This window comes from bacterium, from assembly GCA_020440705.1.
Taxonomy (GTDB): domain Bacteria; phylum Krumholzibacteriota; class Krumholzibacteriia; order LZORAL124-64-63; family LZORAL124-64-63; genus JAGRNP01.
In genome coordinates, this window is record JAGRNP010000059.1 from 1 (window position 1) to 23452 (window position 23452).

At 69.3% G+C, this 23452-nt stretch carries 19 protein-coding genes; 11 read left to right on the plus strand and 8 right to left on the minus strand.

Annotated elements, in window-relative coordinates; translation table 11 throughout:
• Positions 1 to 217 precede the first annotated feature (217 nt).
• Entirely contained in the window at positions 218 to 655 is a 438-nt protein-coding gene (locus tag KDM41_10270; protein MCB1183808.1) for a hypothetical protein, read from the minus strand.
• Between the two features lie 260 nt (positions 656 to 915).
• On the opposite strand from KDM41_10270, the gene KDM41_10275 reads away from it, so the two are divergent.
• The 3 genes from KDM41_10275 (at position 916) to KDM41_10285 (ending at position 3598) form a co-directional block, all read left to right on the plus strand.
• Complete coding sequence (locus KDM41_10275; protein MCB1183809.1) at positions 916 to 1788, plus strand: hypothetical protein; 873 nt, start codon at positions 916 to 918, stop codon at positions 1786 to 1788.
• 72 nt (positions 1789 to 1860) lie between these two features.
• Positions 1861 to 2793, plus strand: coding sequence for a tetratricopeptide repeat protein (locus tag KDM41_10280; GenBank protein MCB1183810.1), 933 nt, complete (start codon positions 1861 to 1863; stop codon positions 2791 to 2793).
• A 22-nt stretch (positions 2794 to 2815) separates the two neighbouring features.
• The gene (locus tag KDM41_10285; protein ID MCB1183811.1) at positions 2816 to 3598 is read left to right on the plus strand and encodes an undecaprenyl-diphosphate phosphatase; all 783 of its coding nucleotides are present in this window, start codon (positions 2816 to 2818) and stop codon (positions 3596 to 3598) included.
• Positions 3599 to 3608: 10 nt separating this feature from the next.
• Here the strand turns inward: KDM41_10285 and KDM41_10290 are convergent, their stop codons facing one another.
• The gene (locus KDM41_10290; GenBank protein MCB1183812.1) at positions 3609 to 3986 is read right to left on the minus strand and encodes a response regulator; all 378 of its coding nucleotides are present in this window, start codon (positions 3984 to 3986) and stop codon (positions 3609 to 3611) included.
• Between the two features lie 186 nt (positions 3987 to 4172).
• Between KDM41_10290 and KDM41_10295 the strand changes: the two genes are divergently transcribed.
• Positions 4173 to 5597: a DUF4139 domain-containing protein gene (locus KDM41_10295; protein ID MCB1183813.1), complete on the plus strand. Its 1425-nt coding sequence runs from the start codon at positions 4173 to 4175 to the stop codon at positions 5595 to 5597.
• Between the two features lie 13 nt (positions 5598 to 5610).
• Here KDM41_10295 and KDM41_10300 read toward each other — a convergent pair whose 3' ends face one another.
• Complete coding sequence (locus KDM41_10300) at positions 5611 to 7749, minus strand: tetratricopeptide repeat protein (protein ID MCB1183814.1); 2139 nt, start codon at positions 7747 to 7749, stop codon at positions 5611 to 5613.
• 565 nt (positions 7750 to 8314) lie between these two features.
• Here KDM41_10300 and KDM41_10305 point away from each other — a divergent pair.
• Positions 8315 to 9148 carry an RNA polymerase sigma factor RpoD/SigA gene (locus KDM41_10305; GenBank protein ID MCB1183815.1) on the plus strand — a complete coding sequence of 278 codons (834 nt, stop codon included), beginning with the start codon at positions 8315 to 8317 and terminating at the stop codon, positions 9146 to 9148.
• Positions 9149 to 9282: 134 nt separating this feature from the next.
• Here KDM41_10305 and KDM41_10310 read toward each other — a convergent pair whose 3' ends face one another.
• On the minus strand, positions 9283 to 9930 hold the full coding sequence (locus tag KDM41_10310; protein MCB1183816.1) for a YigZ family protein: 648 nt from the start codon (positions 9928 to 9930) through the stop codon (positions 9283 to 9285).
• Between the two features lie 233 nt (positions 9931 to 10163).
• Here KDM41_10310 and KDM41_10315 point away from each other — a divergent pair, with 233 nt between their 5' ends.
• Positions 10164 to 10808 (plus strand): hypothetical protein, encoded by a 645-nt coding sequence (locus KDM41_10315; protein MCB1183817.1) that lies wholly within the window; start codon positions 10164 to 10166, stop codon positions 10806 to 10808.
• 111 nt (positions 10809 to 10919) lie between these two features.
• The gene (locus KDM41_10320) at positions 10920 to 11717 is read left to right on the plus strand and encodes a hypothetical protein (GenBank protein MCB1183818.1); all 798 of its coding nucleotides are present in this window, start codon (positions 10920 to 10922) and stop codon (positions 11715 to 11717) included.
• 78 nt (positions 11718 to 11795) lie between these two features.
• Here KDM41_10320 and KDM41_10325 read toward each other — a convergent pair whose 3' ends face one another.
• The gene (locus KDM41_10325) at positions 11796 to 13622 is read right to left on the minus strand and encodes a thioredoxin family protein (GenBank protein MCB1183819.1); all 1827 of its coding nucleotides are present in this window, start codon (positions 13620 to 13622) and stop codon (positions 11796 to 11798) included.
• Between the two features lie 245 nt (positions 13623 to 13867).
• On the opposite strand from KDM41_10325, the gene KDM41_10330 reads away from it, so the two are divergent.
• Positions 13868 to 14425: a TlpA family protein disulfide reductase gene (locus KDM41_10330; protein ID MCB1183820.1), complete on the plus strand. Its 558-nt coding sequence runs from the start codon at positions 13868 to 13870 to the stop codon at positions 14423 to 14425.
• Complete coding sequence (gene crcB, locus KDM41_10335) at positions 14425 to 14811, plus strand: fluoride efflux transporter CrcB (GenBank protein ID MCB1183821.1); 387 nt, start codon at positions 14425 to 14427, stop codon at positions 14809 to 14811. The genes KDM41_10330 and crcB overlap by 1 nt, the downstream gene beginning before the upstream one ends.
• A gap of 316 nt (positions 14812 to 15127) precedes the next feature.
• On the opposite strand, the gene KDM41_10340 is transcribed toward crcB, so the two are convergent.
• From KDM41_10340 to KDM41_10350, 3 genes are all read right to left on the minus strand, one after another.
• Positions 15128 to 17647, minus strand: a complete 2520-nt coding sequence (locus KDM41_10340) for a SpoIIE family protein phosphatase (GenBank protein MCB1183822.1) — start codon at positions 17645 to 17647, stop codon at positions 15128 to 15130.
• A 74-nt stretch (positions 17648 to 17721) separates the two neighbouring features.
• Positions 17722 to 18909, minus strand: a complete 1188-nt coding sequence (locus KDM41_10345) for a hypothetical protein (GenBank protein ID MCB1183823.1) — start codon at positions 18907 to 18909, stop codon at positions 17722 to 17724.
• Between the two features lie 152 nt (positions 18910 to 19061).
• On the minus strand, positions 19062 to 19652 hold the full coding sequence (locus KDM41_10350; protein MCB1183824.1) for a hypothetical protein: 591 nt from the start codon (positions 19650 to 19652) through the stop codon (positions 19062 to 19064).
• 422 nt (positions 19653 to 20074) lie between these two features.
• Between KDM41_10350 and KDM41_10355 the strand changes: the two genes are divergently transcribed.
• Together KDM41_10355 and KDM41_10360 are read left to right on the plus strand one after the other, a co-directional pair.
• Positions 20075 to 22843 carry a valine--tRNA ligase gene (locus KDM41_10355; protein ID MCB1183825.1) on the plus strand — a complete coding sequence of 923 codons (2769 nt, stop codon included), beginning with the start codon at positions 20075 to 20077 and terminating at the stop codon, positions 22841 to 22843.
• Between the two features lie 44 nt (positions 22844 to 22887).
• Positions 22888 to 23452 (plus strand): helix-turn-helix domain-containing protein (locus KDM41_10360; protein ID MCB1183826.1); only part of this gene is annotated, 565 nt, incomplete at its 3' end.

Here is a 23452-nt window from a genome sequence, read left to right on the forward strand (position 1 = left end):
ATCAAGAAGAGTTGGGAGCTGTACAAGGAAAAGGTCACGCCCGAGGTGGCCAACAGCACCGACCACTTCCGCAACGCCCTCAACGAGATCCTCGCCGACGGCGAGAAGGTCTTCTAGGATCTTGCGGACGGAACGGCAGAACGGCCATGGCCCAGGGGGCCATGGCCGTTCCGCGTCCGGCCCCGGGAAGGGCCGGGCCGGGGGTGGGGCCCGACGTTCACTTCCACTTGTTCTCGGAGATCTCCGCGAGGATGTCGTCGATCTGCTGCCGCACCCGGACGTTGTGGTCGGGCTCGAAGAGCGCCTGCTTGACCCGTCCCTGGTCGTCCTTCTTGACGTAGCGCAGGGACTGCAGGTCCTCCATCGACATCAGGATGTCCTTGCTGACCCGGACCTCGACCGGTTGCCCGTCCTGGTTCACGCTGGGGTTGTGGAAGGGGTGCATCCCGTTGCCCCAGCCGTGCACCACCATCGAGCAGAGGAGAGCGCGGAACGTGTTCTGCCCCTGCACCGTGTCGAGGTCGAAGTTGCCGCCGACCCGTTCGGTCACGCTGTCGATCACGGCGCACAGCTTCACGACCATCTCGCTGTCGATCTCCAGCTGCAGCAGGCGCGCGAACATGGTCTTGAGGATTCGGTCGGTGTTGGTGGTCATCTGGCCACTCCTGTCCAGGATCGTTTCGGGTCGGGGACGAGGAAACCTGTAAGGGCCTCGTCATGCGCCATGGCGGTTCTGTTCTTCCGTCCGAGTGCAAATTGCTTGCCCATTCGGATCTCTCTCGTCGGATCTCATGATTTCACAAAGGTTCCGCCGCCATCACGTGGCACACCCCTTGCAACTCCCGTCCGAGTCGCCGCGACGGCCCCCGGGTCGCCAGCGGGTCGTCCGGGGCCGGATCTAAAGGATTCCCTGCCGTGAACCAGACCGTGCAAACCGCGAAACGCACCTGCCGCCTGCTCTACTACGGGCCGGCGAACGCCGGCAAACGGGCGAACCTGCGCATGATCCACCGTTCGATCCCACCGGGACAGCGGTTGGCTCTCGCCTCGGAGGATCCCGAACGCCAGATCGCGTTCGAGGTCAGCCACGGGGAGGGCAACACCTGGCAGGTTCTCGTCCAGGCCGTCGACAGCGGCAAGGAACGGTTCCGCTCGGCCGGAATGTCCACCCAGCCGCCCTTCGACGGGATCGTCTTCGTGGTCAAGTCCAGCGCCGCGGCGCTGGACCAGAGCCTGGCCTCGTTCGAGTCCCTCAAGGCCTATCTCGACAGTTGGGACCTGGATCTGATGGGGGTGCCCGTCGTCGTGCAGTACAACGGACGCGACGAACCCGACACCCTGCGCGTCGATCGGCTCGAGAGCCTGCTGAACCCCTGGGGCCTGCTCTCCTTCCCGGCCAACGCCGCGAAAGGGGAGGGGGTGCGGGAATCTCTCAAGGCCGTCCTCGGACTGGCGGTCAACCACCTGGAATCGCAGCCGGACCGGCAGTACGACGGACGGGAGAGTTTCATGGAGACCGAACAGGCCGCCCCGCCGGCACCGAGCGAGCCCGCCGCCCCGCCCGAGACGGTCGAGGACCTGGGCATCGACTACGGTCCCCCCGTCCCGGGGGCCGAGCACGGTCGCGCCCCGGACATCGGAGCCACCACCCGGGCGCTCTCCGATGCCATCTACGAGGAGCTGCGTCCGCCCGTGATCGTTCCGGTCAAGGTGCCCCGGCGGCTTCTGGCCGGATCCGGGCCGGTGCGCCTGCTCCTCGAGGTCGAAGTCGTCGACGACGACGGCTGAGACGCCGAAACCCCGACCCGCCCCGCGCATCCGGAAGTTGACCCGGCCCTGGGCTTGGGTTAGTGTGCCGGCATGACGACACCAGCACCAGACCAGCAACCGGCCGCCCCGGCGGAATCCCCGCGGCACGAGTTCCCCGCCACCGAGACCGGCGCCGACGGCGCGCGGCCGCTCAGCTGTGCCGAACTGTTCCAGGCCGGCCGCGTGGCCGAGGCCGAAGGCCGTTACGAGTGGGCCCTCGAGGCCTATCGGCGGGCTCTCCGCTCGTCGCCCGGCCAGCATCCCTGGCACTACCGCAGCGGCTGCACGCTGATGAAACTCGATCGCTGCGGCGAAGCCGAGATCGCCTTCCTGCGCGCCCTCGAACTCGAGCCGGACAACGGCGTCTACCTGACGAACCTCGGTGTGTGCCTCGACCGGCTGGGACGCCGGGAGGAGGCGGTCAGGGCCTACCGGCGGGCGACGCGCCAGGGTCAGGGCACGGCGGCGGCGCACCACAATCTCGGGGCGATCTACGCCGAAGAGGGCCGCACCGGCGAAGCGATCCGGGCCTTCGAGGCGGCGATCGCCGTGGAACCCGACGCCGAGGGCTGGCAGAACCTGGGCCTGGTGCACTACGGGCTCGATGATTTCACCCGCGCCCTCGATTGCTTCGAGCGCAGCGTCGACTGCGACGCGCGCTTCGCCCGCGGCCACTACTACGCCGCCCTCTGCCAGATGAAGAGTGGCATCTACGAGGACGCCTGCCACCGCTTCGAGATGGCCTGGAAGCTCGATCCGCGCCTGGCCCGTGTCCCCTTCCATCTCGGCACCTGCCTGCACAAGCTGGCCCGCTACCAGGAAGCCCGCTTCAGCCTCGAACAGGCCCTCGAGTTCTTCCCCGAGGACGGTCGCATCCACTACCAGCTGGCCCTGACCTGCGACGCCCTCGGCCTGCCGCAGGAAGCCCGTCTCCACTACAGCCAGGCCCGGGCCGCCCGGGAAGGCGCCAACCGCACCGGCTGACCGGCGCACCGAGGAACCACACGTGAACGAGATCCTGGGAATGCTCCTGCTCGCCGCCGTCCAGGGGTTGACGGAGTTCCTGCCCGTCAGCAGCTCGGGTCATCTGGTCCTGGCCCAGACCTTCATGGCCGTGCGGGAGGGCGACGTCTTCTTCGACGTGGTGCTGCACCTCGGGACCCTCGGCTCGGTGCTGGTCGCGTACCGGCGGGAGCTGATCGGGCTGCTGCGCTTCGACGCGGAGTCGCGGCGCTACATCCTGGCGCTGGTGGTCGGCACGGTGCCGGCGGTCGCGATCGGGCTGCTGCTGAAGGACGTTCTGGAGAGCCTGTTCCATGCGCCGGTCTTCGCGGCCGGGGGGCTGTTCGTGACGGCGGCCCTGCTGTTCTCGACGCGGGCACGGCGAAGCCGCGCCGCAGCGGCGGCCGGCGACGGGCCCCGGGCTCCGACGCTGCGCCAGGCGCTGCTCATCGGCTGCGGTCAGGCGTTCGCGATCGTCCCGGGCGTGAGCCGGTCCGGCACGACCATCGCCGTGTCGCTCTGGCTCGGCCTGCCGCGGGTCGAAGCCGCCCGGTTCAGCTTCCTGCTCAGCATCCCGGCCATCTGCGGCGCGCTCGTGCTGCAGCTGGTCGACCGGCCGGCCCTGGAGACGGACGCCTGGCCCTTCGTCCTGGCGGCGCTGGTGGCCTTCGGCGTCGGGCTCCTGGCCCTGCGCTGGACGGCCCTGGCGGTCGTCCAGGCCCACTTCTGGAAATTCGGGTTCTATTGCGTGGCGGTGGGGACGGCGGCGCTGATCGCCCTGACCTGACCGATGGCCGTCAGACGGGGGTCGGGACGCTGAGCACGCGCCCGAGGGTGTCGACGACGCGCTCCTGGTCGAAGGGTTTGATGATGAAGTCCCGGGCGCCGGTCTTGATGGCGCTCAGGACCTGCTCCTTCTGGCCGAGGGCGGTGATCATCACGACCCGCGCCTCCGCGTCGGCGGCCAGGATCTGGCGCAGCGCCTCGGTCCCGTCGAGGCGGGGCATGGTGATGTCGAGCAGGACGAGGTCCGGATGCCGCTCGCCGTACAGCGCCACGGCCTCCTCGCCATCGGCGGCTTCGCCGACCACGTCGAGGCCCATCTCGGAACAGATGTCGCGGAGCATCACCCGCATGAATTCTGCGTCGTCCACGATGAGTACGGTGTGAGCCACCTTGACCTCCGGCGGTCCGGACGGGTTCCCGGGGATCCCGCGACCGCGCTTCCAGTTCGGGCGTCCTGAGCAGTCTCGCTACCCTTCCGTGATCGACGGAACCGACTGGGGCTTTAGATGTTTTGCGGGGAACGGACGGCTCCGGAGCGGGGCCGGGCCCCTCTGCCCGCAGCGAAGGAGAGATCCATGAAAAACGGCTATCACGACCTCACGCGGCACGTCCTGGCCACGGCGCTGTTCCTGGCCTGTGCGGCCCTTTCCACCGGTGCCGCCGGGGCGGAGGACCTCCTCGGCTCCGATGCCGGCGACCGCCGCGAACTCCAGCTGACGGTCTACAACCACGACCTGGCCCTGGTCCGTGAGGTGCGCCGGATCGACCTGCCGAAGGGCACCTTCGGGCTCGAGTTCCGCGACGTCCCGGCCCGCATCAATCCGGTCACGCTGCTGGTGACCGGCGACGGCGGAACGGGCCTGACCGTGCTCGAGCAGAACTACGAATTCGATCTCCTGAGCCCCGAACGCATCCTCGCCAAATACGTGGGCCGGCAGATCAGCTGGATCCAGGAGGACGGTTCACGGGTGACCGGCACGCTCCTGGGCACCAACAGCGGGCCCGTCTACGAGGTCGACGGCGAGGTGGTCTTCGAGGTGCCGGGGCGGATCGCCCTGCCGTCGCTGCCCGGCAACCTGCGGGCGCGGCCCACCCTGGTCTGGACCGCCCACAGCGAGAAGTCCGGCGCCGCCGACGTCGACGCGTCGTACCTCACCGGCGGGATCTCCTGGCAGGCCGACTACGTGCTCGAGATCGCCCGCGACGAGAAGACCGCCGATCTGCAGGCGTGGGTCTCGGTCGACAACCGGAGCGGGGCCACCTACGACGACGCGGGCCTGCTGCTCGTGGCCGGCGACATCAACCAGGCGCCGCCGCAGCGTCTGGTCATGGCCGAGATGGCCGACTACGGCGCCAAGGCGGTGCCGGCGGGCTTCGCCGAGGAAAGCCTGTTCGACTACCACCTCTACACCCTGCAGCGTCCCACGACGCTCAAGGACAACCAGATCAAGCAGATCTCGCTGTTCGAGGCCGAGGGTCTCGGCGTGCGGAAGATCTACCGCCTGGACGGCTCGCCGCAGTACTTCCGCTCGGTGGGACCGCTGGTGGACAAGCCGGGAGTCGACGTGCGCTACGCCTTCGAGAACCGTCGCGAGAACCGACTCGGCATGCCGCTGCCGGCGGGCGTCGTCCGCGTCTACGGGCGCAGCGCGGAAGGCTCGCGCCAGCTCCTCGGTGAGGATCGCATCGGCCACACCGCCAAGGACGAGGAGGTCGAGCTCCTCGTCGGACGGGCCTTCGACATCGTGGCCGAGCGGGTGCGCACCGACAGCCGGCGGGTGAGCGATCGCGTCTACCGGCACACCTTCGCCATCACCCTGCGCAACCACAAGTCGGCGCCGGTGGCGGTCGAGGTCGTGGAGAACGTGGGGGGATTCTGGGAGATCCTGGATTCGTCGCTGGCGTTCAGCAAGCGCGATGCGAACACCATCGCGTTCGACGTGCCGGTGCCGGCGGACGGGGAGACCGTCCTGACCTACACGGTGCAGGTCACCTACTAGGTCCGCACCGGAATCAGCGGGCCTCCAGCTCGGCCCGCCATTGACGCAGACGGCCCTGGAGCCGGGCATCGCCCGGTTGCAGGGCCGTCGCCTTGTCCAGGGCGGCCACCGCCCCGGCGAGATCGCCGGCTCCGTGGCGGGCCACCGCCAGGTTCACCCAGGCTCCGACGAGCTCCGGATCGATCCGGACGGCGCGGCCGAACGCGGCCAGGGCCTCGTCCCGGCGCCCCAGTTGCAGGGCGCACACACCCGCATTGAGGGCCGACCCGGCCAGACGGGGATTGCTCGCCAGGGCCTGCCGGAACAGTTCGTAGGCGGCGGCGAAGTCGCCGTCGGCCAGCAGCCGGTTGCCCAGGTTGTGGTTCAGGGTCGGGTGGTCGGCCCGGGCCTGCAGTCCGCGTCCAAGAGCGCGCCGGGCCCCGGCATCATCACCGGCCAGGTCCAGCAGGCCGGCGGCGGCCAGGGCCAGATCGGCGCGGCGGGTGGGGTCGTTCTCGGCGAGGGCCAGAGTTCGTTCAGCGGCCCCGCGAAGGCGGTTTCCGGCGGCCGCGGCATCGTCGGCGCCCCCGGTCACGAAGAGCAGGCCACCGGCACCGGCGCCGGCGAGCCGCCAGCCCCCGCTGGCCAGGAGGTCGGCGGCGAGACCGTCGAAGGCGCCGCCGTGAAGCGCGAGGATCACGGCCCGCACGTCGAGGCGGTCGAGTTCGCCGAGGGCCGCGGGACCGCCGGCGCGCACCCGGCGGTAGGTGGCCCAACTCGCGGCCGGCGAGGCTTCCGTGCGCCCGTCGACGTAGACCCGCGCCGGGGTCGTGCCCAGGACGTAGGCCGCGGCGTCGAGGTTGGCGAAGGTGCGTTCGGCGGTCGGTCCGGCGAGCTCCGCCGCCGCCGCCGCGGGGTAGATGGCCGGCGTCAGGCCCCCGCCGAAGCGGCGCCCGACCCCTTCATGCACGTAGAAGTCGTTGCCCGGCAGGGCGGCGACCCACCAGCCGGCAAGGCCGAGGGCCAGCACGGCGCCCAGAATGGTCGCGGGGCCCGAGATCCGGCCGCTCCAGCGGTCCCAATGGAGCCGGCGGCGCCACGTCGGGTCCGGCCAGGCCGTCCGGGTGTCGCCGAGCAGGAGAATGAAGGCGAGGCCGTAGAAGGCGACGCTGCGCTGGTTGGCCAGGGCGGCCAGGGTGGCGAGCCCGCAGAGCACGAGTCGCCAGGGGGACAGGTGGCGTCCCGCCAGCACGGCGTGGAGCAGCGCGGCCACCAGGGAGATCTTGAAGGCGGTCAGGGTCAGGCCGAGGGCGTTGCGGGTCTCGAGCAGGGGCACGAGCTCGGAGACCGTGCCGGTGAGGGCCGCGCCCTGACCACGGAACTGGCCCAGGGCCCGCACGGGGAAGGCCAGACCGTGGATGTGGTTGGGGGTGAGCACGAGGGCGACGAGGGAGAGGAGGAACGGGGCCCAGATGGCCGCGACCGGCCAGGACATTTCGCCCCGGAGGCGGCGCTCGAGGGGTTGCAGCAGCGCGGCAAGACCAAGGACGAGCGGGGCGATGGTCGCGAAGCCGTGGCACTGCATCCAGAGGACGACCACGGCGAAGAGGCGCCAGAGGCCGGGATCGCGCCACACGGATGCCGGCGCCTGTCGCCGGTAGTGGGCCTCGGTGAGCGGCACCAGGACGACGAAGGCGAGGGCGGAGACGAGCTCGGGTCGCAGGTTGAAGCGGGGCCAGAGCAGCAGCAGGCCGAAGCCCAGGACGAGGGCCCGTCGGACGAGGAGGTCGCCGCGACCGTCGCGCCACGCGGCGAGGCCTCCGTCGCCGAGGGCCAGCAGCAGCACGAGGGCGAGGATCAGCCCCGACCGCAGGAGGTTCCAGCCCAGGGGGTCGCTGTCGGGCGAAGACGCGGCCGTCAGGCGGACCACGACCTGGAACAGCCACTCGTGGTTCAGCCACGGGTGGTCGGGAGTCGCGAAGCTGTAGGTGTTGACGAGCGGGAAGCCTCCGCCCGCGAGCAGGTCCGTCCCGGCGCGGAGATGGAACCAGACGTCCAGATCGGTGAGGCTGTGCCAGGCCAGAAGGCCGCCCAAGGCGACCACGGCCAGCAGGGCGGAGGCGGCCAGGAGCCGCAGGGGGAGGGGAGCGGGGGAGCTTGCCTTCTCGGCCATGATTCTCCTGCCGGGCGATGACGGCGGCGGGGTGCCGGCGTCGCGGGAGGCAATGGTCGGCGACGTGTGCCGGAAAATCAACCCCCGGTCCGGAGGTCAAAAACGGTCGAAATCCATTTGACAAACTGACCCCGGCGACAGAGGCCGTTTTGACAAAATGTCAAACCCGTTCCGAAAATGACAACCTGTTTGTATTCAGTGAAAACTTGTCGTCTTTCAAGTGGCCAATTAACAATATGTTAGCATGGCCGTGAGGGGCGGTTTCGAAAACGGGCAATTGGTATGGGAATTGTTAATGGAGCGTGAAAGACGACCCCCACCAAACGGGCTTTGCGGATCCGGAATCGCGCCGGATCGAGAGAGGAAGACGAACATGGCCAAGGCGACCACCAGTTCGGCGACGCGCAAGAAGACCACCCGGGCCCGTGCGGCCCAGGCGCCCGCCGTCAAGGCTGCCGGCGCGACCGTGCGCGCGGCGAAGACCGCCGCCCCCAAGGCCAAGGCCCAGAAGGCCCGCACCCGGAACCGGGCGAAGGCCGAGACGAGCGCGCCCGCGGCGCAGCTCATGAGCAACCTGGATCTGTACTTCCAGGAAGTGAAGGCCTACAGCCTGCTCACGCGCGCCGAGGAGTGCGAGCTCGCGCGCGGCATCCACAACAACGACAACGAGAGCCTGCACAAGCTGGTCAAGGCCAACCTGCGCTTCGTGGTCTCGATCGCCAAGGAATACGCCCACTACGGCGTGCCCCTGGAAGACCTGATCAACGAGGGCAACCTGGGTCTGCTGAAGGCCGCCCAGCGCTTCGACGAGACGCGCGGCTTCAAGTTCATCAGCTACGCCGTGTGGTGGATCCGCCAGTCGATCCTCGCGGCCCTGGCGAACCACAGCAAGATCGTGCGCATGCCCCTGAACCGGGCGCGCGTGCTGAACCAGATCAAGAAGGCGAGCGGCGAACTGCAGCAGAAGCTGCGCCGCAAGCCGGAGCCCGAGGAGATCGCCAAGGTCCTGGGCCTGTCCGTCGACGAGGTGAAGGACACCCTGCCCCTGATGCAGGACAACTTCTTCCTCGACGACTACGTCGGCAACGACGAGGACAGCACCTACCTGGACTTCCTCGAGGACACGACCGGCCACGGTCCGGACAACAAGGTCATGGACGACGATCTGCACAGCAGCATCGGGCGCATGCTCGAGGACCTGAAGCCCCGCGAGGCCAAGGTGCTGCGGCTGTACTACGGTCTGGGCAGCGACCAGGAGATGACCCTCGAGGAGATCGGCCAGATCATGGGCCTGACCCGCGAGCGCATCCGGCAGATCAAGGAAGAGGCCTTCGAGAAGGTGCGTTCGAGCAAGACCTTCAAGTACATGCACGACTACGCGGACGAGACGCAGCTCTAGCGGTCCGATTCGACCACCGGGAGAACGGAACCGGCCCACAGGCGAACGGGGCCGGCCGCAGGAAGACGGCGAACGTTGAGCGAGAGAGGACAGGGCTCCGGTGGCACCGGGGCCCTGTTCGTTTGTCGGCCTTCTCAATCGCCGGGCTGGGGCACGACCGCGCCGGCCGTGGCTTCCCGGACCCGGCTGAGGAACTCCGGCCAGCGGGAATGGGGCAGCCAGACCCGCCAGGCCACGTCGGCCGCGTACTGCTCGTCCTCCACGGTGCCGGCGCAGTCGGTCAGGAGATGGGTCAGGGTCTTCTGCTGGCCGTAGGGAAAGTTCAGGGTGAACTCCCGGCCCTGGCGCACCCGCCGCACCGGCGCGGCCGCGAGGGCCGCCGCCGCGGCCTGGCCATAGGCCCGGGCCAGACCGCCGGTCCCCAGTTTCACGCCGCCGAAATACCGCACGACGACGACCACCGCATCGGTGAGATCCCGCTTGCGGATCTCGGCGAGAATGGGCTCGCCGGCCGTTCCCGAAGGCTCGCCGTCGTCGTTGCGGTTCTCGACGACCGCCGGCGGCGCACCCAGGCGCCAGGCCCAGCAGGCGTGCCGGGCATCATGATAGGGCGCAACCAGGCGGGCGATGGTCTCCTGGGCTGCCGCGTGCGCATGCGCCGGCGCGCACAGGCCGATGAACCGTGATCGCTGCACACGCAGCTCGGCAGCGGCTTCGCCGCCGAGGGCGAGATGCTCGTCGGGCGGAGGCGGAATGACGGGTTCGGGCGGGTCGGAGACCATCGCGTCGGCTCCTGCTGGAGGTGGTCGGTTCCCGGACACAGGCTACACGAGTTGAGCGACGGCCTGAAGGCGCGATCGCGGCCCAGCCGACTGGAATCGCAAGTTATTTGGAAACAGTATCTTATGACGGCGTCCGCGGTGTGGTTCTGGCATCCGGCTTGCACATTGCCGGTTCCGGCGGGGCGATTCCGCGCCTCGCCGCCACCTCCCGGAGCGAAAGGCGACCGCACGACGTGCCCCATCTGCAGCGACTCTGGAACCTGGGGGCCCTGCTGGCCCTCCTGAGCGCCCTTCACGCCGGCGCGGGCGTCGCCGCGACCCCCGAGCAGCCCGAGCCGACCAATCGGCGCCTGACGAGCCCCCAGAGCCGCCTGCACGAGCCGTTCGCGGAACCGATCTTCCTGACCGGACACCTGGCCTTCGGCGGGGCCTCCCCCTTCGGCCACGGCTACGCGGGCTACGGGGCCTCGCTGATCTTCCGGCCCGGCTCGTCGGCCAACTTCTTCAACTTTCTCTATGACTGGCGCAGTGCCATGGTGCTCCGGCTCGACTACCAGAAGCTCGACCGTCAGGCCGGACGGGCCTTTTCGGGCGACCTGATCCTGCGGCGCTACCTGTCCGACAGGGGCGACCACCGGGCCGAGGTCCTGCCCTTCGCGGGGCTCGGGTTCGGGGCGACCGACGTGCAGGTGCCGCCGAGCGATGGGGGCGGGAACTCCCGCTACTGGTCGTGGTTGGTGGAGGTGGGCCAGGAGTGGTACTTCCTGCACGACTACGTCCTGGTGGCCCGGCTCCAGTACCGCCACTTCGGTTACGGCGGCATCTCCATGGATGCGTGGGCCGTCAGCGGCGCCATCGGGATCCCGGTGCCCTGGTAGGTCCGATCCGGGCATGACCCCCCGCCCGAATTGGCCTATATTTTCGCCAGCCCCTGGAGTACCCGCCGCGGCGTCGCCGCGGACTCATCCCGCTACCGAAGGTGTCGCGCCATGCAGAACCCGATTCCGAAAATCCTTCTCGTCGGCTCCGTCCTGGGTGGGCTCCTGGCCGGCGGACCGGTCCGGGGGCAGGACGAACTCAGCTACCAGCAGTACCGCGAACTGAGCTGGGCGGCCGACCGGCTGGCGCACGTCGCCCAGTTCGAACCGATCCACGGCGAGACGGGCATGTACTTCGCGCTCGGCGAACGCTTCGGCACGGTCATCGTCGTCAAGCTCGATGCCCGGGGGCGCGAACGCGTGTGGAAGAGCAACCAGCTCAGCGGCGTGCCCGACGAGGTCCTCACCGCCGACATGGACGGCAACGGACTCGAGGACACGATCCTCTGCCGCACGAGCACCGGCAAGATCTACGCCTGGTCCATGGACGGGTACGACCAGGTCTGGGAATCGCTGTCCAGCGAGTACCAGCAGGTGGCCTGCTTCACCGTGTTCAACATGGACGACGACGAAGCCACCGAACTGGTCATGGTGGCCGACGGGCGGGTGGTGTACGTCGATGGCGCCAACTGGACCCGCCAGTTCACGAGCATCAACGAGTACCAGGCGACGCAGGTGCGGTGCGGCGATGTGGACGGGGACAACCGGCCCGAGGTCGTGCTCAATTCGGGGCAGGTGCTCGACGCCGGCACGGGCGATGTCGAATGGGAAGACGAACCCTTCTTCGCCCGCATCGAGCTGCTCGACATCGACGGGGACGGCATTCCGGAGGTGCTGACCGAGAATCCGGGCAATGGCCCCCTGAAGGTCTTCAACGTCGGCTACCGACGCGAGGTGCGGCTGCAGTAGGTCGCGGTCGCCCGACGGGAAACGGAAACGCCCGGCCGACAGGCCGGGCGTTCCTTTCAGGTGCGGGCGGACATCCGCTCAGCGGATACCCTGCATGATCTCCAGCATCTCCGCCGCGGGGACGAACCCCTGGGACCGCCCGTGCAGCACTTCGCCGCGACTGTCGATGAAGATGACGCGGGGCAGGCCGGGCACCCGGAATTCCTCCTTGATGGCGGTCATCTCGTCGTCGTCGGGCGCCGTGGCGTCGACCTTGATCGTCACGAAGCGCTGCGACTCGGCGACCACCTCGGGCACGTTCCACACGGCCTTGTCCAGCTTCTTGCAGTACACGCACCACTGGGCCCAGAAGTCGATCATGATCGGCTTGCCGGCGGCCTTGGCCTCGGCCCGGCGGGCGTCGAGGAAGGCCTGGACGCCTTCGCCGGTGGCGACTTTCGTCCACGGCACGTGGTCGGGCAGGGGCGCAGCGGCCGGAACGTCCGCGGCCCCGGCGGCCGCGGAAACGGGACCGGCGGCCAGGGCGGTCCCGTGGGCCGCGACGGGGGCCGCCGGAGCCTGCAGGGCCGCCAGGGGCGAGGGCATGAGGAATCCGTGCTGCAGGAACGAACCGAGCAGGAGGTAGAGGCCGGCCACGAAGGCGGCCAGGCCGAGCCCCTTGCTGGCCCGCGGCCACCAGCCGCTCTCGGCGCCGAGCCTGTCGAAGGCGCCCATGAAGACGGCGACGACGATCACCGTGACGCCGACGAGGGGATAGAAGACCGTCTCCGCCAGCACCGCCCCGGGTCGCACGAAATAGAAGGCCATGGCGACCAGCAGCAGGCCCATGCCCTTCTTGACGGTCTCCATCCAGCCCCCGCTCCGGGGCATGGAACCCATGAGCGACGGGAAGGTGCCGACGCCGATCAGCAGCATGCCCATGCCCATGCCGAAGGTGAAGAGGGTGATGAAGCCGAGGAACCAGTTGCCGGTGGTCGCGACCCAGACCAGCAGGGCGGCGAGGAACGGTCCGACGCAGGGCGACGCCACCAGTCCCGCCACGAGGCCCATGGCGAAGACACCGACCAGGCCGCCGCGGTTGCCGCCGCCGGGTCCGCCGAGGCGGTCGCGCAGGAAGGCCGGGGCCTGCAGCTCGAAGGCGCCGAACATGCTGAACGACAGGGCGACCAGCAGCAGCGCGATGGGCACCGTGACGGCCGGGCTCTGCATGAAGGCGGTGATGCCGCTGAAGACGGTGGCGCTCAGCGCCCCGAGGACGGCGTACACGAAAGCCATTCCGATGACGTAGGTGACGGACATGAGCAGTCCGTGGGCCGGCCCCTTCTCCTGGCTCTGGGCCCCGATGACCGCCAGGGTGATGGGGATCATCGGATAGATGCACGGGGAGAGACTCATGAGGAGTCCGAAGCCGAACACCACGAGAAGGAAGAGGGCCAGCCCCTTGCGCTCGAGATAGTCGGCGATGCGGTCGGCGGACCAGTCCTCGCCGAAGTCGACGGCGATGGTCCCGGTCCAGGTGGCCTCGGCCCGGCTGCCGTCGGCATGGGGCGCCATGATGCGCGCCACGAGGGAGGCCTCGTGGGGCGTGGCCTCGGGCGACACCGGGGCGACCCATTCGAACCGGACCGGGGCACCGGGTCGGGCCGGATCGAGCGGACGCAGGGGATACGGCGTCCCGAAGGCGCCTTCCTGGCCGGTGGCCTGGACGTCGATCGTGACCTGGTCGGCCACGAGAGTGGCGCCCGCGGCCGGCGTGACCGTCACGATCAGCACGAGGTCCTTGCCGATCTCGGCCCGGTCCGTCGCGGGAGCGACCGCCACGTCGACGGGGGCCGCCGCGACCGGGGCGGCAGCGATGCCGGCGAGGAGCAGCAGGGCCAGGAAACGCAGGGGAGAGATACGCATCGTTCGGGTCCTTCGGGTGCGGTCCACAGACCGGCTCGGGTCGGTTCGGCGTTTCGGGGGGATCTGTTGCCGCCTACTATACGACGATAAATCCAGCGCACAAGATGTGGTTCCCATGCTCCGGATCCGGGCGGCCGGTTGCGCAACGGGGATTCAGGTGCGAAACTGGACCGGAAGAAACGACCCGAATCCCCGCCCGCGCGCCCCGGCGCTCCGGCAACCGAGAGGAACCGCCCGTGAACAGCATGTCCACTCCCCTCCGTCTGGCCCTCGTGGCCCTGCTTGGTCTCACCCTCGTCGCCGGATGTGGCGGCGGCGAGGAGAATTCGGCCGCCGCCGACGCCGGTGGGGCGCCTGCCGGGACCGCGTTCGGCTCGACGGAGGGCAGCGTGGCGCCGGACTTCACCCTGCCGCGGCTGGCGGGGGGCGAACTCAGCCTCAGCCAGTTCCGGGGCAAGGCCGTCATCGTCGATTTCTGGGATACCTGGTGCCCGCCCTGCCGCCGCGCCCTGCCGCATCTGCAGGAGCTGAGCCAGACCTATGCGGGTGACCTCGTGGTGATCGGCGTGGCCTTCGGCCAGGAGGGTGAGCAGAAGGTCCGCAGCTACACCGCCGAGAACGGCCTGACCTTCGAGATGGTCCTCTTCCAGGAGAGCAGTTCGATCCTGCAGGACTTCGGCGGGATCCAGAGCATCCCGACGACCTTCCTCATCGACCGGGACGGCGTGATCCGCAAGAAGTGGGTCGGCGCCGCCGACAAGGACGCCTATGAAGCCGCCATCGTCGCGGCCATCGGCAGCTGATGACGGGGTGGGTGCTCGTGGCCCTGTCCGGGGCGGCCGGCGCGGTCTCCCGCTACGGCGTCGGGCTGCTGGCGGTGCGGGCCCTCGGTGACCGTTTCGCCTACGGCACCCTGGCCGTGAACGTCCTGGGCTGCCTGGCGCTCGGGTTCCTGCTGGAGTTGGAACGGGGGACCGACCTGGTCTCCCATCCGGTGCGCCTGATGGCGGGGGTGGGCTTCCTGGGCGCCTTCACCACGTTCAGCACCTTCGGCTACGAGACGCTGCGCTACCTGGAGGCGGGCGCGACGGATCTGGCCTTGGCGAACGTGGCGGCGAACCTCGTCCTCGGATTCGGAGCGGTCTGGATCGGCTTCGTCGTGGCGCGGAGCGTGTTCGCGGGCGCGTAGGGTGGTGGGGACGGCGCCGCTGGCGGGCAAGGAAAAACCCCTGACTGTGGGCGCACCTTCAGTCAGGGGTCAGGCCGATACGATCATTTTCTGAGCCACCAAAAGAGGTCGACAAGGCCAACCGCAATCAGGAAATAGTTTTCCGGTGCCATTCGTCCTCCCCCTTTCATCGGTTGAAGGTGAATCGACGCGGACCTTCCTGAGATCGGACGGGTTTCGCCCGACTTGAGACCCGAATTTCAACCCCGTGAAATCCCCACTGTTCGGGCCCCTGTCCCGCAACCTGAGCAAGAACGGGTCCGGGTTTTCTTTAAAATTACAAGTCGCTGATTTCCAAGAGGATGGCCGTGCGGTCGTCGGAGCGGTTGCTGCCGCCGAAGGCCTGGACGTGGGCAAAAACCTTCCCGAGGAGGGTTTCGGGCACGTCGTCGATGTGCGCTTCGACGACGTCCAGGAGGCGGGGCGCGTCGAGGAACTCGTCCTGTTCGTTCCGTTCCTCGGTGAGTCCGTCGGTGTAGAGGAAGAGCCGGTCGCCGGGGCACAGTCCGATGGCGCCCTCCCGGTACACCGCCTCGGGGGAGACGCCGAGCACCGGCCCGCCCTTCTTGAGGACCTGGCGATAGCGGCTGCGGGGCCGGAAGAGCACGGGCTGTTCCATGCCGGCGTTGCAGAAGCGCAGCAGTCCGGTCGACGGCGTCAGCACCCCGCAGAAGAAGCAGATGAAATGCCCCTGGCTGCCGAGCGCCGTGACCACCGCGTTGAGGCGGGTCATCAGATCCCGGGGACTGACCCCGGGCAGGGCCTCCTGACGGAAGGCCACGCGAACCGAAGTCATCATCAGCGCGGCCGGGATGCCCTTGCCCGAGACGTCGGCGATGGCGAAGATCAGGTCGTCGTTCTCCAGGGTGAAGTAGTCGAAGTAGTCGCCGCCCACCATCCGGCAGGGTTCGTTGTGGCCGCAGATGCGGTAGGAGGCGAAGTCGAGGGGCTTGTCGGGCAGCAGGTTCGCCTGGATGTCGCGAGCCACCTCGAGTTCGGTTTCCAGGCGTTTGCGTTCGAGACTGGCCTGGTAGAGCTGGCGGCTCTCGACGATGGACGCGGCCTGGACCGCCAGGTTCTTCAGGTTCGCGAGATCGTCCTGGCTGTAGAGATCGCCCGAGGACTTGGGGCCGAAGCCCATGATGCCCAGCAGGCGATTGCCCGTGATGAGGGGGACGAGCAGGGCGAGGCGCAGCCGGGTCAGGAGCTGGAGCGATTCGGCGTCGGCACCGGTCGCGAGCATGTGGTCCTCGATCTCCTCGCGGAAGACCGGCCGTCGGAGGCGATCCAGGAGCAGGGCCAGCGTGCTGTCGGCGGCGAGGAAGACATCGGTCGGGGGCGTGCCGAGTTCGCTGCAGCCGCCGACGCGGGCGGCGAACCCCGCACCCGGGCTGGGCGTCGGCAGGAACAGCGCGAAACCCTCGGGGCGGTAGAGTTCGCACAGCCGCCCTTCGATGGTGCGGACGACGGCGCCGGGCTCGATCAGGCCGGTGAGGCGCTCGGCCAGGGCGTTGATGGCGCGGCGGTCGGCGCGGCGTGACGGATAGAAGGTGCGGTCGATCCAGATCTGGACCTGGTTGCGCAGGGGCATGATCACCAGGCCGCTGCCCGCGGCGATGGCCACCAGCACGGGCCAGGTCTCGGCCCCGAACATGCGGGCCATCAGGTTGCCGACCAGTCCGACCACCACGAAGTAGATGAGCACGACGAGCAGCGTCAGGGAGCCGTAGACGAGGCCGATGCGCACCACGAAGCGGGTGTCGAGGGCGCCGTAGCGCATGATGGCCAGGGCGAAGCTGACGGGCACGAGCAGCAGCGAGAGCGAGAGGTACTGCCAATAGGGCAGCGGTGTGCCCGGGACGACGTTGGCGACCACGGTGGCGACAAGGAAGGGCACGAGCCCGCCCACGAGTCCGACCAGGACCACCTTCAGCTTGGTCTGCTGGATGGGGCGCTCCCGCCGCAGCACGCGGCGGCCGAAGATCGCGAGTCCGGCGACGAAATAGCCGAGGGCATAGAACACCGACAGGAGGTTGACGAGATCCTCGATGCGGTCGGTGGCCGGAGGGCGACCGAACGCCTCGAGCCCGGCGCTCGCGACGAAGAGCACGACGCCCGGCAGGAGCAGGATCCGGTAGCGGCGCTGCGTGCGCCGCCAGGGCGCCCCGGTGCTGGGGAACTGGATCAGGAAGCGGAGGAAGAACGCCGGCATCAGCAACTGGAGCAGCGCCCGCAGGTACTGCTTGAACTGCATGTAGTCGAGGTCGGGGTGGTCCGGGATGTCGAGGAGGAAGAACGCGAAGACGAGGCAGAGGAAATGGAAGTTCCGCGCCACCGGGTCGGGGCGGCGCCACAGCACCCACCAGCCGATGAGCAGGAAGGCGAGGCCGGCGACCCACAGGCTGTAGGCGTGGATGAGGTCGGCCTGGGCGATGCGCACGGGGCGCAGCTCCATGTGACGCACGGGCGCACCCGGAGCCGCGACGCTGATCGTTATCGGGGCATGAGGCCGCAGGCGCGCGCGGGCGGCATAGAACGCCGACTCGTGGTGGGTCGGTTGTCCGGCGACTGCGACGATGTGCTGCCCGGGCTCCATGCCGGCGGCCGCGGCCGGACCGCCGGCTTCGACCGAGCGCACGACCAGGTTGCTGGCCGTGAAGCCGAGATCGGCGCGGTGGGGCAGATCGACGGCGACGGGCAGGGAGAGGATGAACAGGAGCGGCGCGAGGACGAGCAGGCTGATCAGGCGGGAGATCCGCTCGAACGGGGTTTCAGGGCAAGGTGACGGTCTCGGCATGCGGCCCCCGCGGCTGGCGAATGACGTCCCGGCTGCCTGACGGCGACGGCGGGCGCCGACGCCGGTCCGTGGGGTCAGTCTAGCACATCGGGAGGAAAATGCGCACCGCATCCTCGGCCGAGGGCGCCGATGGTGGCTCCGTCCGGACCGAGGCAGGGGCTGCCCTCCTGGAGATGCAGGTCGCCCGCCGCGGGGGCGCAGTACAGGGGGTCGGCCGCCTGGTTGCCATCGCGATCGCGCTGGGCGGCGAGCGCGGCCGGCCACGCGCCCCCGGCGAGATAGATGTTCGAGCGCCGCCAGGCGGGGGCTCCGTCGCCGGCGAGCGCCTCGCCCGCCGGTCCGGTCAGCAGGCAGGCCTCGAACACCGGCTGGCTGTCGCCGATGGTCAGCACGGCGTCCGGGCCATCGGCCAGATTGGCGTGGAAGGTGCAATTGGCGAAGCGGGGCGATGCCCCTCGCGCAGCGAGAACGCCGCCGCCGAGGCCGCCGGCATTGGCATGGAGCACGCTGCCGCGTACGGTCAGGGAGCCGCCTGAATGGGCCAGGGCGCCGCCGGAGCCCCCCGCGGCGTTGGCGTCGAGGAGCGAGGTGTCGACCAGCAGGCGACCGGCCGCCACGGCGACGCCGCCGCCGGTCTCGTCGGCGAGATTGCCCGTGATCGTGCAGTGCTGCATCCGGCCGGCGCCGCGGGCGCGCCAGAGGACGGCCCCGCCGGTCCCGAGGGCATGGCTGCCACGCAGTTCGGACTGCAGGATGTGCGGGCCCCGGTCGCCGACCGCGGCCACGGCTCCGCCATCCCGGGCGCGACCGCCGACGAGGCGGCAGCGTTCCAGGGTGGGTGAGGCGTCTTCGACGAGGACGAGTCCGCCCATGCCGTCGCGCCCCTCGCCCAGGGCGGTGCCGCCCCGCAGCGTGAAACCGACGACGCGCGTCGTCGTGTCGGCCCCGGCCGGGAAGATGAGGCACCGTCCGCGCCCGCCGGCGTCGATGACGGCGCAATCGGGCTGCAGGGTGCCCGACCACAGGGACACGCCGGGCTTGACGATGATGTCGTGCTCGCGGTAGGTGCCGCAGGAAACGAGGATGATGTCGCCGGCCCGGGCGCGGATCATGGCGCCCTTGATGGAGGGGGCGTCGCCCGGCACGCCGATGGTGCGCCCGGCGGCGGGTCCGGCCGTGCCCGCGGCCGCGAGCCCGATCGTCAGCAGCACGGCGAGAGCGCGGCCGTGCCGGCTTGCGCGGCGGTTCTTCGTGGTCACCATCCCGCGACTCCTTTGCGGTTCGGCGGGCGGACAGTCCCGCCCGGAACGCCGACGCCGGATGTCATCCCGGCCGTGCCGGCATGGACCCGGGTGATACAAACGGCCGCTCCCTGCGGAAGGAAGCGGCCGGATGTTCCTGGGGGAGAAACGTTCTAGCGGAACAGCGCCTTCACGTCACCCCAGCTGTGATCTTCGATGGCCACTGCGCAATCGCCGTTGACGGTCGCGACGGGGAAGTCCCGACCACCGGTCGACTGCTTCAGTTCCTTGATGATCTCGATGTCGGAGCCGTCGAGGTACGCGGGCACGCGCTCGGGCAGCGAGTGGAACCGGATGCCGTCGATCCACCACTGGACCGGACCCGACAGGTCGAGGATGTAGAAGTCGATGACGGCGACCACGATGGCCGGGTAGGTGTAGGGGTTGATCTGCGGATCAACGGTCCCCACGATGTACTCCGGAGCGGTGCCGATGTTGATCTCCTGGCCCTGCAGGTCGATCCCGGTCATGACGGCCGGGCCGGTCATCCACATCTTGCACTCCCAGCCGGCCACGCCCTGGGGGCTGGTCGGGTGGGTGATCACCAGGAACGCCCGCTGGGGGCCGACATCCATCGTGATGCAGTTGACACAGGCACACGGATCGAAGTACACGCCGATCCCGTCGTCATCGGGATCGAGCTGAGCGAGGCCAGAGGTGGCAACGAGACTCAAGGCCAGAATCGCGAGAACTGTCTTTTTCATAGGTTTCCCCCGTCAGAAGATAGCGTTCGTTGGGCGAGCGCTCACGTCTCTAGAGCCAAACTACCCCATTTCGACGGCCTTGGGAAGCCTTTTTTTGATGAAAATTCCGACAAATCCCTGCGCTTTTTCCCGGATTTGTGGAATCCTGCGGGTTTGTCCCGGGCCCGTGATCGATTTTGACCGTCGGTTGAGATGATGATATGGCGATCCTATTTTTTCGACTTGGTCGCCCGGCCTCTGGGGCGTTGCTCCCCCCGGGAGCAGGTGTTAGATTTGCGGATTCCCGGCTGCGGGTCGCTGGGATTCCCGGGTTCGATGGGCCGAGAGGCCCGGTCCCGGACCGGGGGCCCGCCCTGTCGCCGCACGCGATGCGGCGCCCGTCCGGACCGGCCGCGACCGGTCCCTACACCTGGAGTTGCGCAGTGTCTGACATCCGGCAGTTGGCCCAGTACAGCCCCGAGGGCATCGAGCAGAAGTGGTACGCGGCATGGGAAGCGGCGGGCCTGTTCGCCCCGGACGAGAGCCTCGGCACCGAGCCTTTCGTCATCACCCTGCCGCCGCCCAACGTCACGGGCATCCTCCACATGGGGCACTGCCTGGGGAACTCGGTCCAGGACACCCTGATCCGCTGGGCGCGGATGCGGGGGCAGCCGGCCCTGTGGGTGCCGGGCACCGATCATGCCAGCATCGCCACCGAGCAGGTGGTCACCCGCCAGATGGCCGCCGACGGCATCGACAAGCGCGCGGCCGGTCGGGAGGCCTTCCTCGAGCGGGCCTGGGAGTGGAAGGAACGCTCGCACGCCCGCATCACCGAGCAGATCAAGAGGCTGGGCTGCTCCCTCGACTGGAGCCGCGAGGCCTTCACCATGGACGACGCCCGCAACGAGGCCGTCGCCACGGCCTTTCTGCGCCTGCGGGAGAAGGAGCTGATCTACCGGGACGTGTACCTGGTGAACTGGTGCCCCCACGACCTGACGGCGATCAGCGACGACGAGGTGGAATACAAGGAGGTCGAGGGCTCCCTGTGGCACCTGCGCTATCCGTTCGCCGACGGGGAGGGACACGTGGTGGTGGCCACCACGCGCCCGGAGACCATGTTCGGCGACGTGGCCGTGGCCGTCCACCCGACCGATCCCGAGCGCAGCCACCTGATCGGACGCCAGGTGAAGCTGCCCCTGACCGGGCGCGTCATCCCCATCATCGGCGACCATCACGCCGATCCGGAGAAGGGGACGGGCTTCGTGAAGATCACGCCCGCCCACGACCCCAACGACTTCGAGGTGGGGCGGCGCCACGACCTGCCGCAGGTGATCTGCATGACGCCCGAGGCGGTCATGAACGAGCAGGCGGGACGCTTCGCCGGGCTGGATCGCAAAGCCTGCCGCCGGGAGGTCGTGGCGGCCCTGGAGGCCGAGGGCCTGCTCGACAAGATCGAGAAGCACGTCCATCAGGTGGGCCACCACGACCGCTGCGGCCATGTCATCGAGCCGTATCTCAGCAAGCAGTGGTTCCTGAAGATGGGCGGACTGGCCGAGCCGGCCCGCGCGGCCGTGGCCGACGGCGACATCACCCTCTTTCCCGAACGGTGGGTGGGCGTCTACAACAACTGGATGACGAACATCCGCGACTGGTGCATCAGCCGGCAGCTGTGGTGGGGACACCGCATCCCGGTCTGGTACTGCGACGATTGCGGGGCCGAGACCTGCGCGACCGCAACGCCGACCTCGTGCCGCGCCTGCGGCCACGAATCCCTGACCCAGGATCCGGACGTCCTGGACACCTGGTTCAGCAGCTGGCTGTGGACGTTCTCGCCCCTGGGCTGGCCCGACGGGACCGACGACCTGAAGAAGTACCACCCGACCAGCCTGCTGGTCACCGGCGCGGACATCATCTTCTTCTGGGTCGCGCGCATGATCATGGCGAGCTACGAATTCCTGGGCGAGAAGCCCTTCGGCGAGGTCCTCTTCACGGGCATCGTGCGCGACGAGAAGGGCCGGAAGATGAGCAAGTCCCTGGGCAACAGTCCGGATCCCATCGACCTGATGGACCAGTACGGTGCCGACGCGCTGCGCTGCAGCCTGGTCATGCTCACGCCCACGGGGCAGGACATCCTCTTCGACGCGTCGACGCTGGAGGTGGGGCGGAACTTCTGCAACAAGATCTTCCAGGCGACCAAGCTCGTGCTCGGGGCGTGGGACGAGGCCGGCCTCGGCGGCCGCCGGGGCGACGCCGTCGCGCCGCGCACGCTCGACCTGGCCGACGTGGCGGACGCCGACGCCTGGAGCGCAGCGCCGGCCGCCAGCTTCCGCTCCCTGTGGGAGGCCGTCTTCGGCGGCGAGGTGCCGGTGACCCTGGGGGACGAATCCTTCACTCTGGAGGATCGCTGGGTGCTGAGCCGCATGCACGCCATGCTGTCCGGCTGCGACGCGAACATGGAGAAGCGGCGGCTCAACGACGCCGCCTACGAGGTGTTCAACTTCTTCCGGCACGAGTACTGCGACTGGTACCTCGAGGCCATCAAACCCCGCCTGCGTGACGAGGCGGCCCGGCCGTCCGCACTGGCGGTCGCCGTCGCGGTGCTCGGCGTCGTCTACAAGCTGCTGCACCCGGTGATGCCGTTCATCACCGAGGAGCTGTGGAGCTGGCTGCCGCCGTCGACGGGCTTCCTGATGACCTCGTCGTTCCCGCGCCACAGCGGGGCGATCCCCTTCGCAGGCGAATTCGCGGCCTTTGAGGAAGTGCAGGAGATCGTTGGGGTCATCCGCAACCTGCGCAACGAGTTGGGTGTCCAGCCCGGCCGACGGGGCGGGGCCGTGCTGCGCGTCCCGGACGAAGCCGCCCGGACGTCGCTGGCGGCCCGGGCCGAGCTGGTGGCCCTGCTGGCGAAGCTGGAGACCGTCGACGTGGTCTGCGGGGGCGAAGACCCGGCGCCGGCCGGCGTCGGCGTCGCGGGCACCGTCGAGATCTTCCTGCCCATGAAGGGGCTCGTGGATCTGGACAAGGAGAAGGCGCGGCTGGGCAAGGAGCTGGAGAAGATCGAAGGCTGGCTCAAGGGGACCCGGGCCAAGCTCGCCAACGAGAAGTTCACGGCCAACGCCCCCGAGCACGTGGTCGCGCAGCAGCGCGAACTGCTCGCCGAGAACGAGGCCACGGCCGCGCGCATCCGCGAACGGATCGCGGCCCTGGACTAGAACGCACGGCGGCCCCCGGCGGTCGCCCGGACGAGGAGCGACGGATGACGGAACATCCCGGCCTGAGAACGCCCGGACGGGCCATCCGCGAAGCCCGGGAGGGTCGCGGCTGGAGCCTGGCCGACCTGTCGGCCCGCACCAAGATCCCGCCGCCGGTGCTGACGGCCCTCGAGGCCGACGAGTACCACAAGGTTTCGGGCGCCCTGTACATCAAGAGCTTCCTGCGCACGTGCGCCGCCGAGCTCGGTCTCGACAGCGAGGAGATCCTCGCCCTCTACGCGGGATCGTCGGGCAGCGAATCGTCGCCCAAGGGCGGGCCGGACATGGTCTGGGTCGAGGATCAGGTCCAGATCAGCCGCATCGGTCTGCCCTGGCGGTCGATCGGGCTGACGGGGGCGGCTCTCGTGCTCATCGGGCTCGGCGTCCTCGGGCTTACGCGGGGATGTGGTGGCGCCGACGAGTCGCCGCAGGCCGACGGCGCAGACCGGGCGTCGACTGCGGAATCGCGGCCCGTGCCGCGGGACACCAGCCTGGTGTCCCTCGACGAGCCGGCGGTCGCGACGCCCGCATCGACGGCGAAGCCGGACGCCGGGGACCGGCAACCCGCCG

Excerpts from the sequence above, each read along its gene's own strand:
- KDM41_10295 (MCB1183813.1), top strand. The coding sequence starts at position 4,173 with ATGAAAAACGGCTATCACGACCTCACGCGGCACGTCCTGGCCACGGCG.
- crcB (MCB1183821.1), top strand. The coding sequence starts at position 14,425 with ATGACGGGGTGGGTGCTCGTGGCCCTGTCCGGGGCGGCCGGCGCGGTC.
- KDM41_10330 (MCB1183820.1), top strand. The coding sequence starts at position 13,868 with ATGTCCACTCCCCTCCGTCTGGCCCTCGTGGCCCTGCTTGGTCTCACC.
- KDM41_10340 (MCB1183822.1), bottom strand. The coding sequence starts at position 17,647 with ATGCCGAGACCGTCACCTTGCCCTGAAACCCCGTTCGAGCGGATCTCC.
- KDM41_10310 (MCB1183816.1), bottom strand. The coding sequence starts at position 9,930 with ATGGTCTCCGACCCGCCCGAACCCGTCATTCCGCCTCCGCCCGACGAG.
- KDM41_10300 (MCB1183814.1), bottom strand. The coding sequence starts at position 7,749 with ATGGCCGAGAAGGCAAGCTCCCCCGCTCCCCTCCCCCTGCGGCTCCTG.
- KDM41_10305 (MCB1183815.1), top strand. The coding sequence starts at position 8,315 with ATGAGCAACCTGGATCTGTACTTCCAGGAAGTGAAGGCCTACAGCCTG.
- KDM41_10350 (MCB1183824.1), bottom strand. The coding sequence starts at position 19,652 with ATGAAAAAGACAGTTCTCGCGATTCTGGCCTTGAGTCTCGTTGCCACC.
- KDM41_10320 (MCB1183818.1), top strand. The coding sequence starts at position 10,920 with ATGCAGAACCCGATTCCGAAAATCCTTCTCGTCGGCTCCGTCCTGGGT.
- KDM41_10325 (MCB1183819.1), bottom strand. The coding sequence starts at position 13,622 with ATGCGTATCTCTCCCCTGCGTTTCCTGGCCCTGCTGCTCCTCGCCGGC.
- KDM41_10270 (MCB1183808.1), bottom strand. The coding sequence starts at position 655 with ATGACCACCAACACCGACCGAATCCTCAAGACCATGTTCGCGCGCCTG.
- KDM41_10280 (MCB1183810.1), top strand. The coding sequence starts at position 1,861 with ATGACGACACCAGCACCAGACCAGCAACCGGCCGCCCCGGCGGAATCC.
- KDM41_10345 (MCB1183823.1), bottom strand. The coding sequence starts at position 18,909 with ATGGTGACCACGAAGAACCGCCGCGCAAGCCGGCACGGCCGCGCTCTC.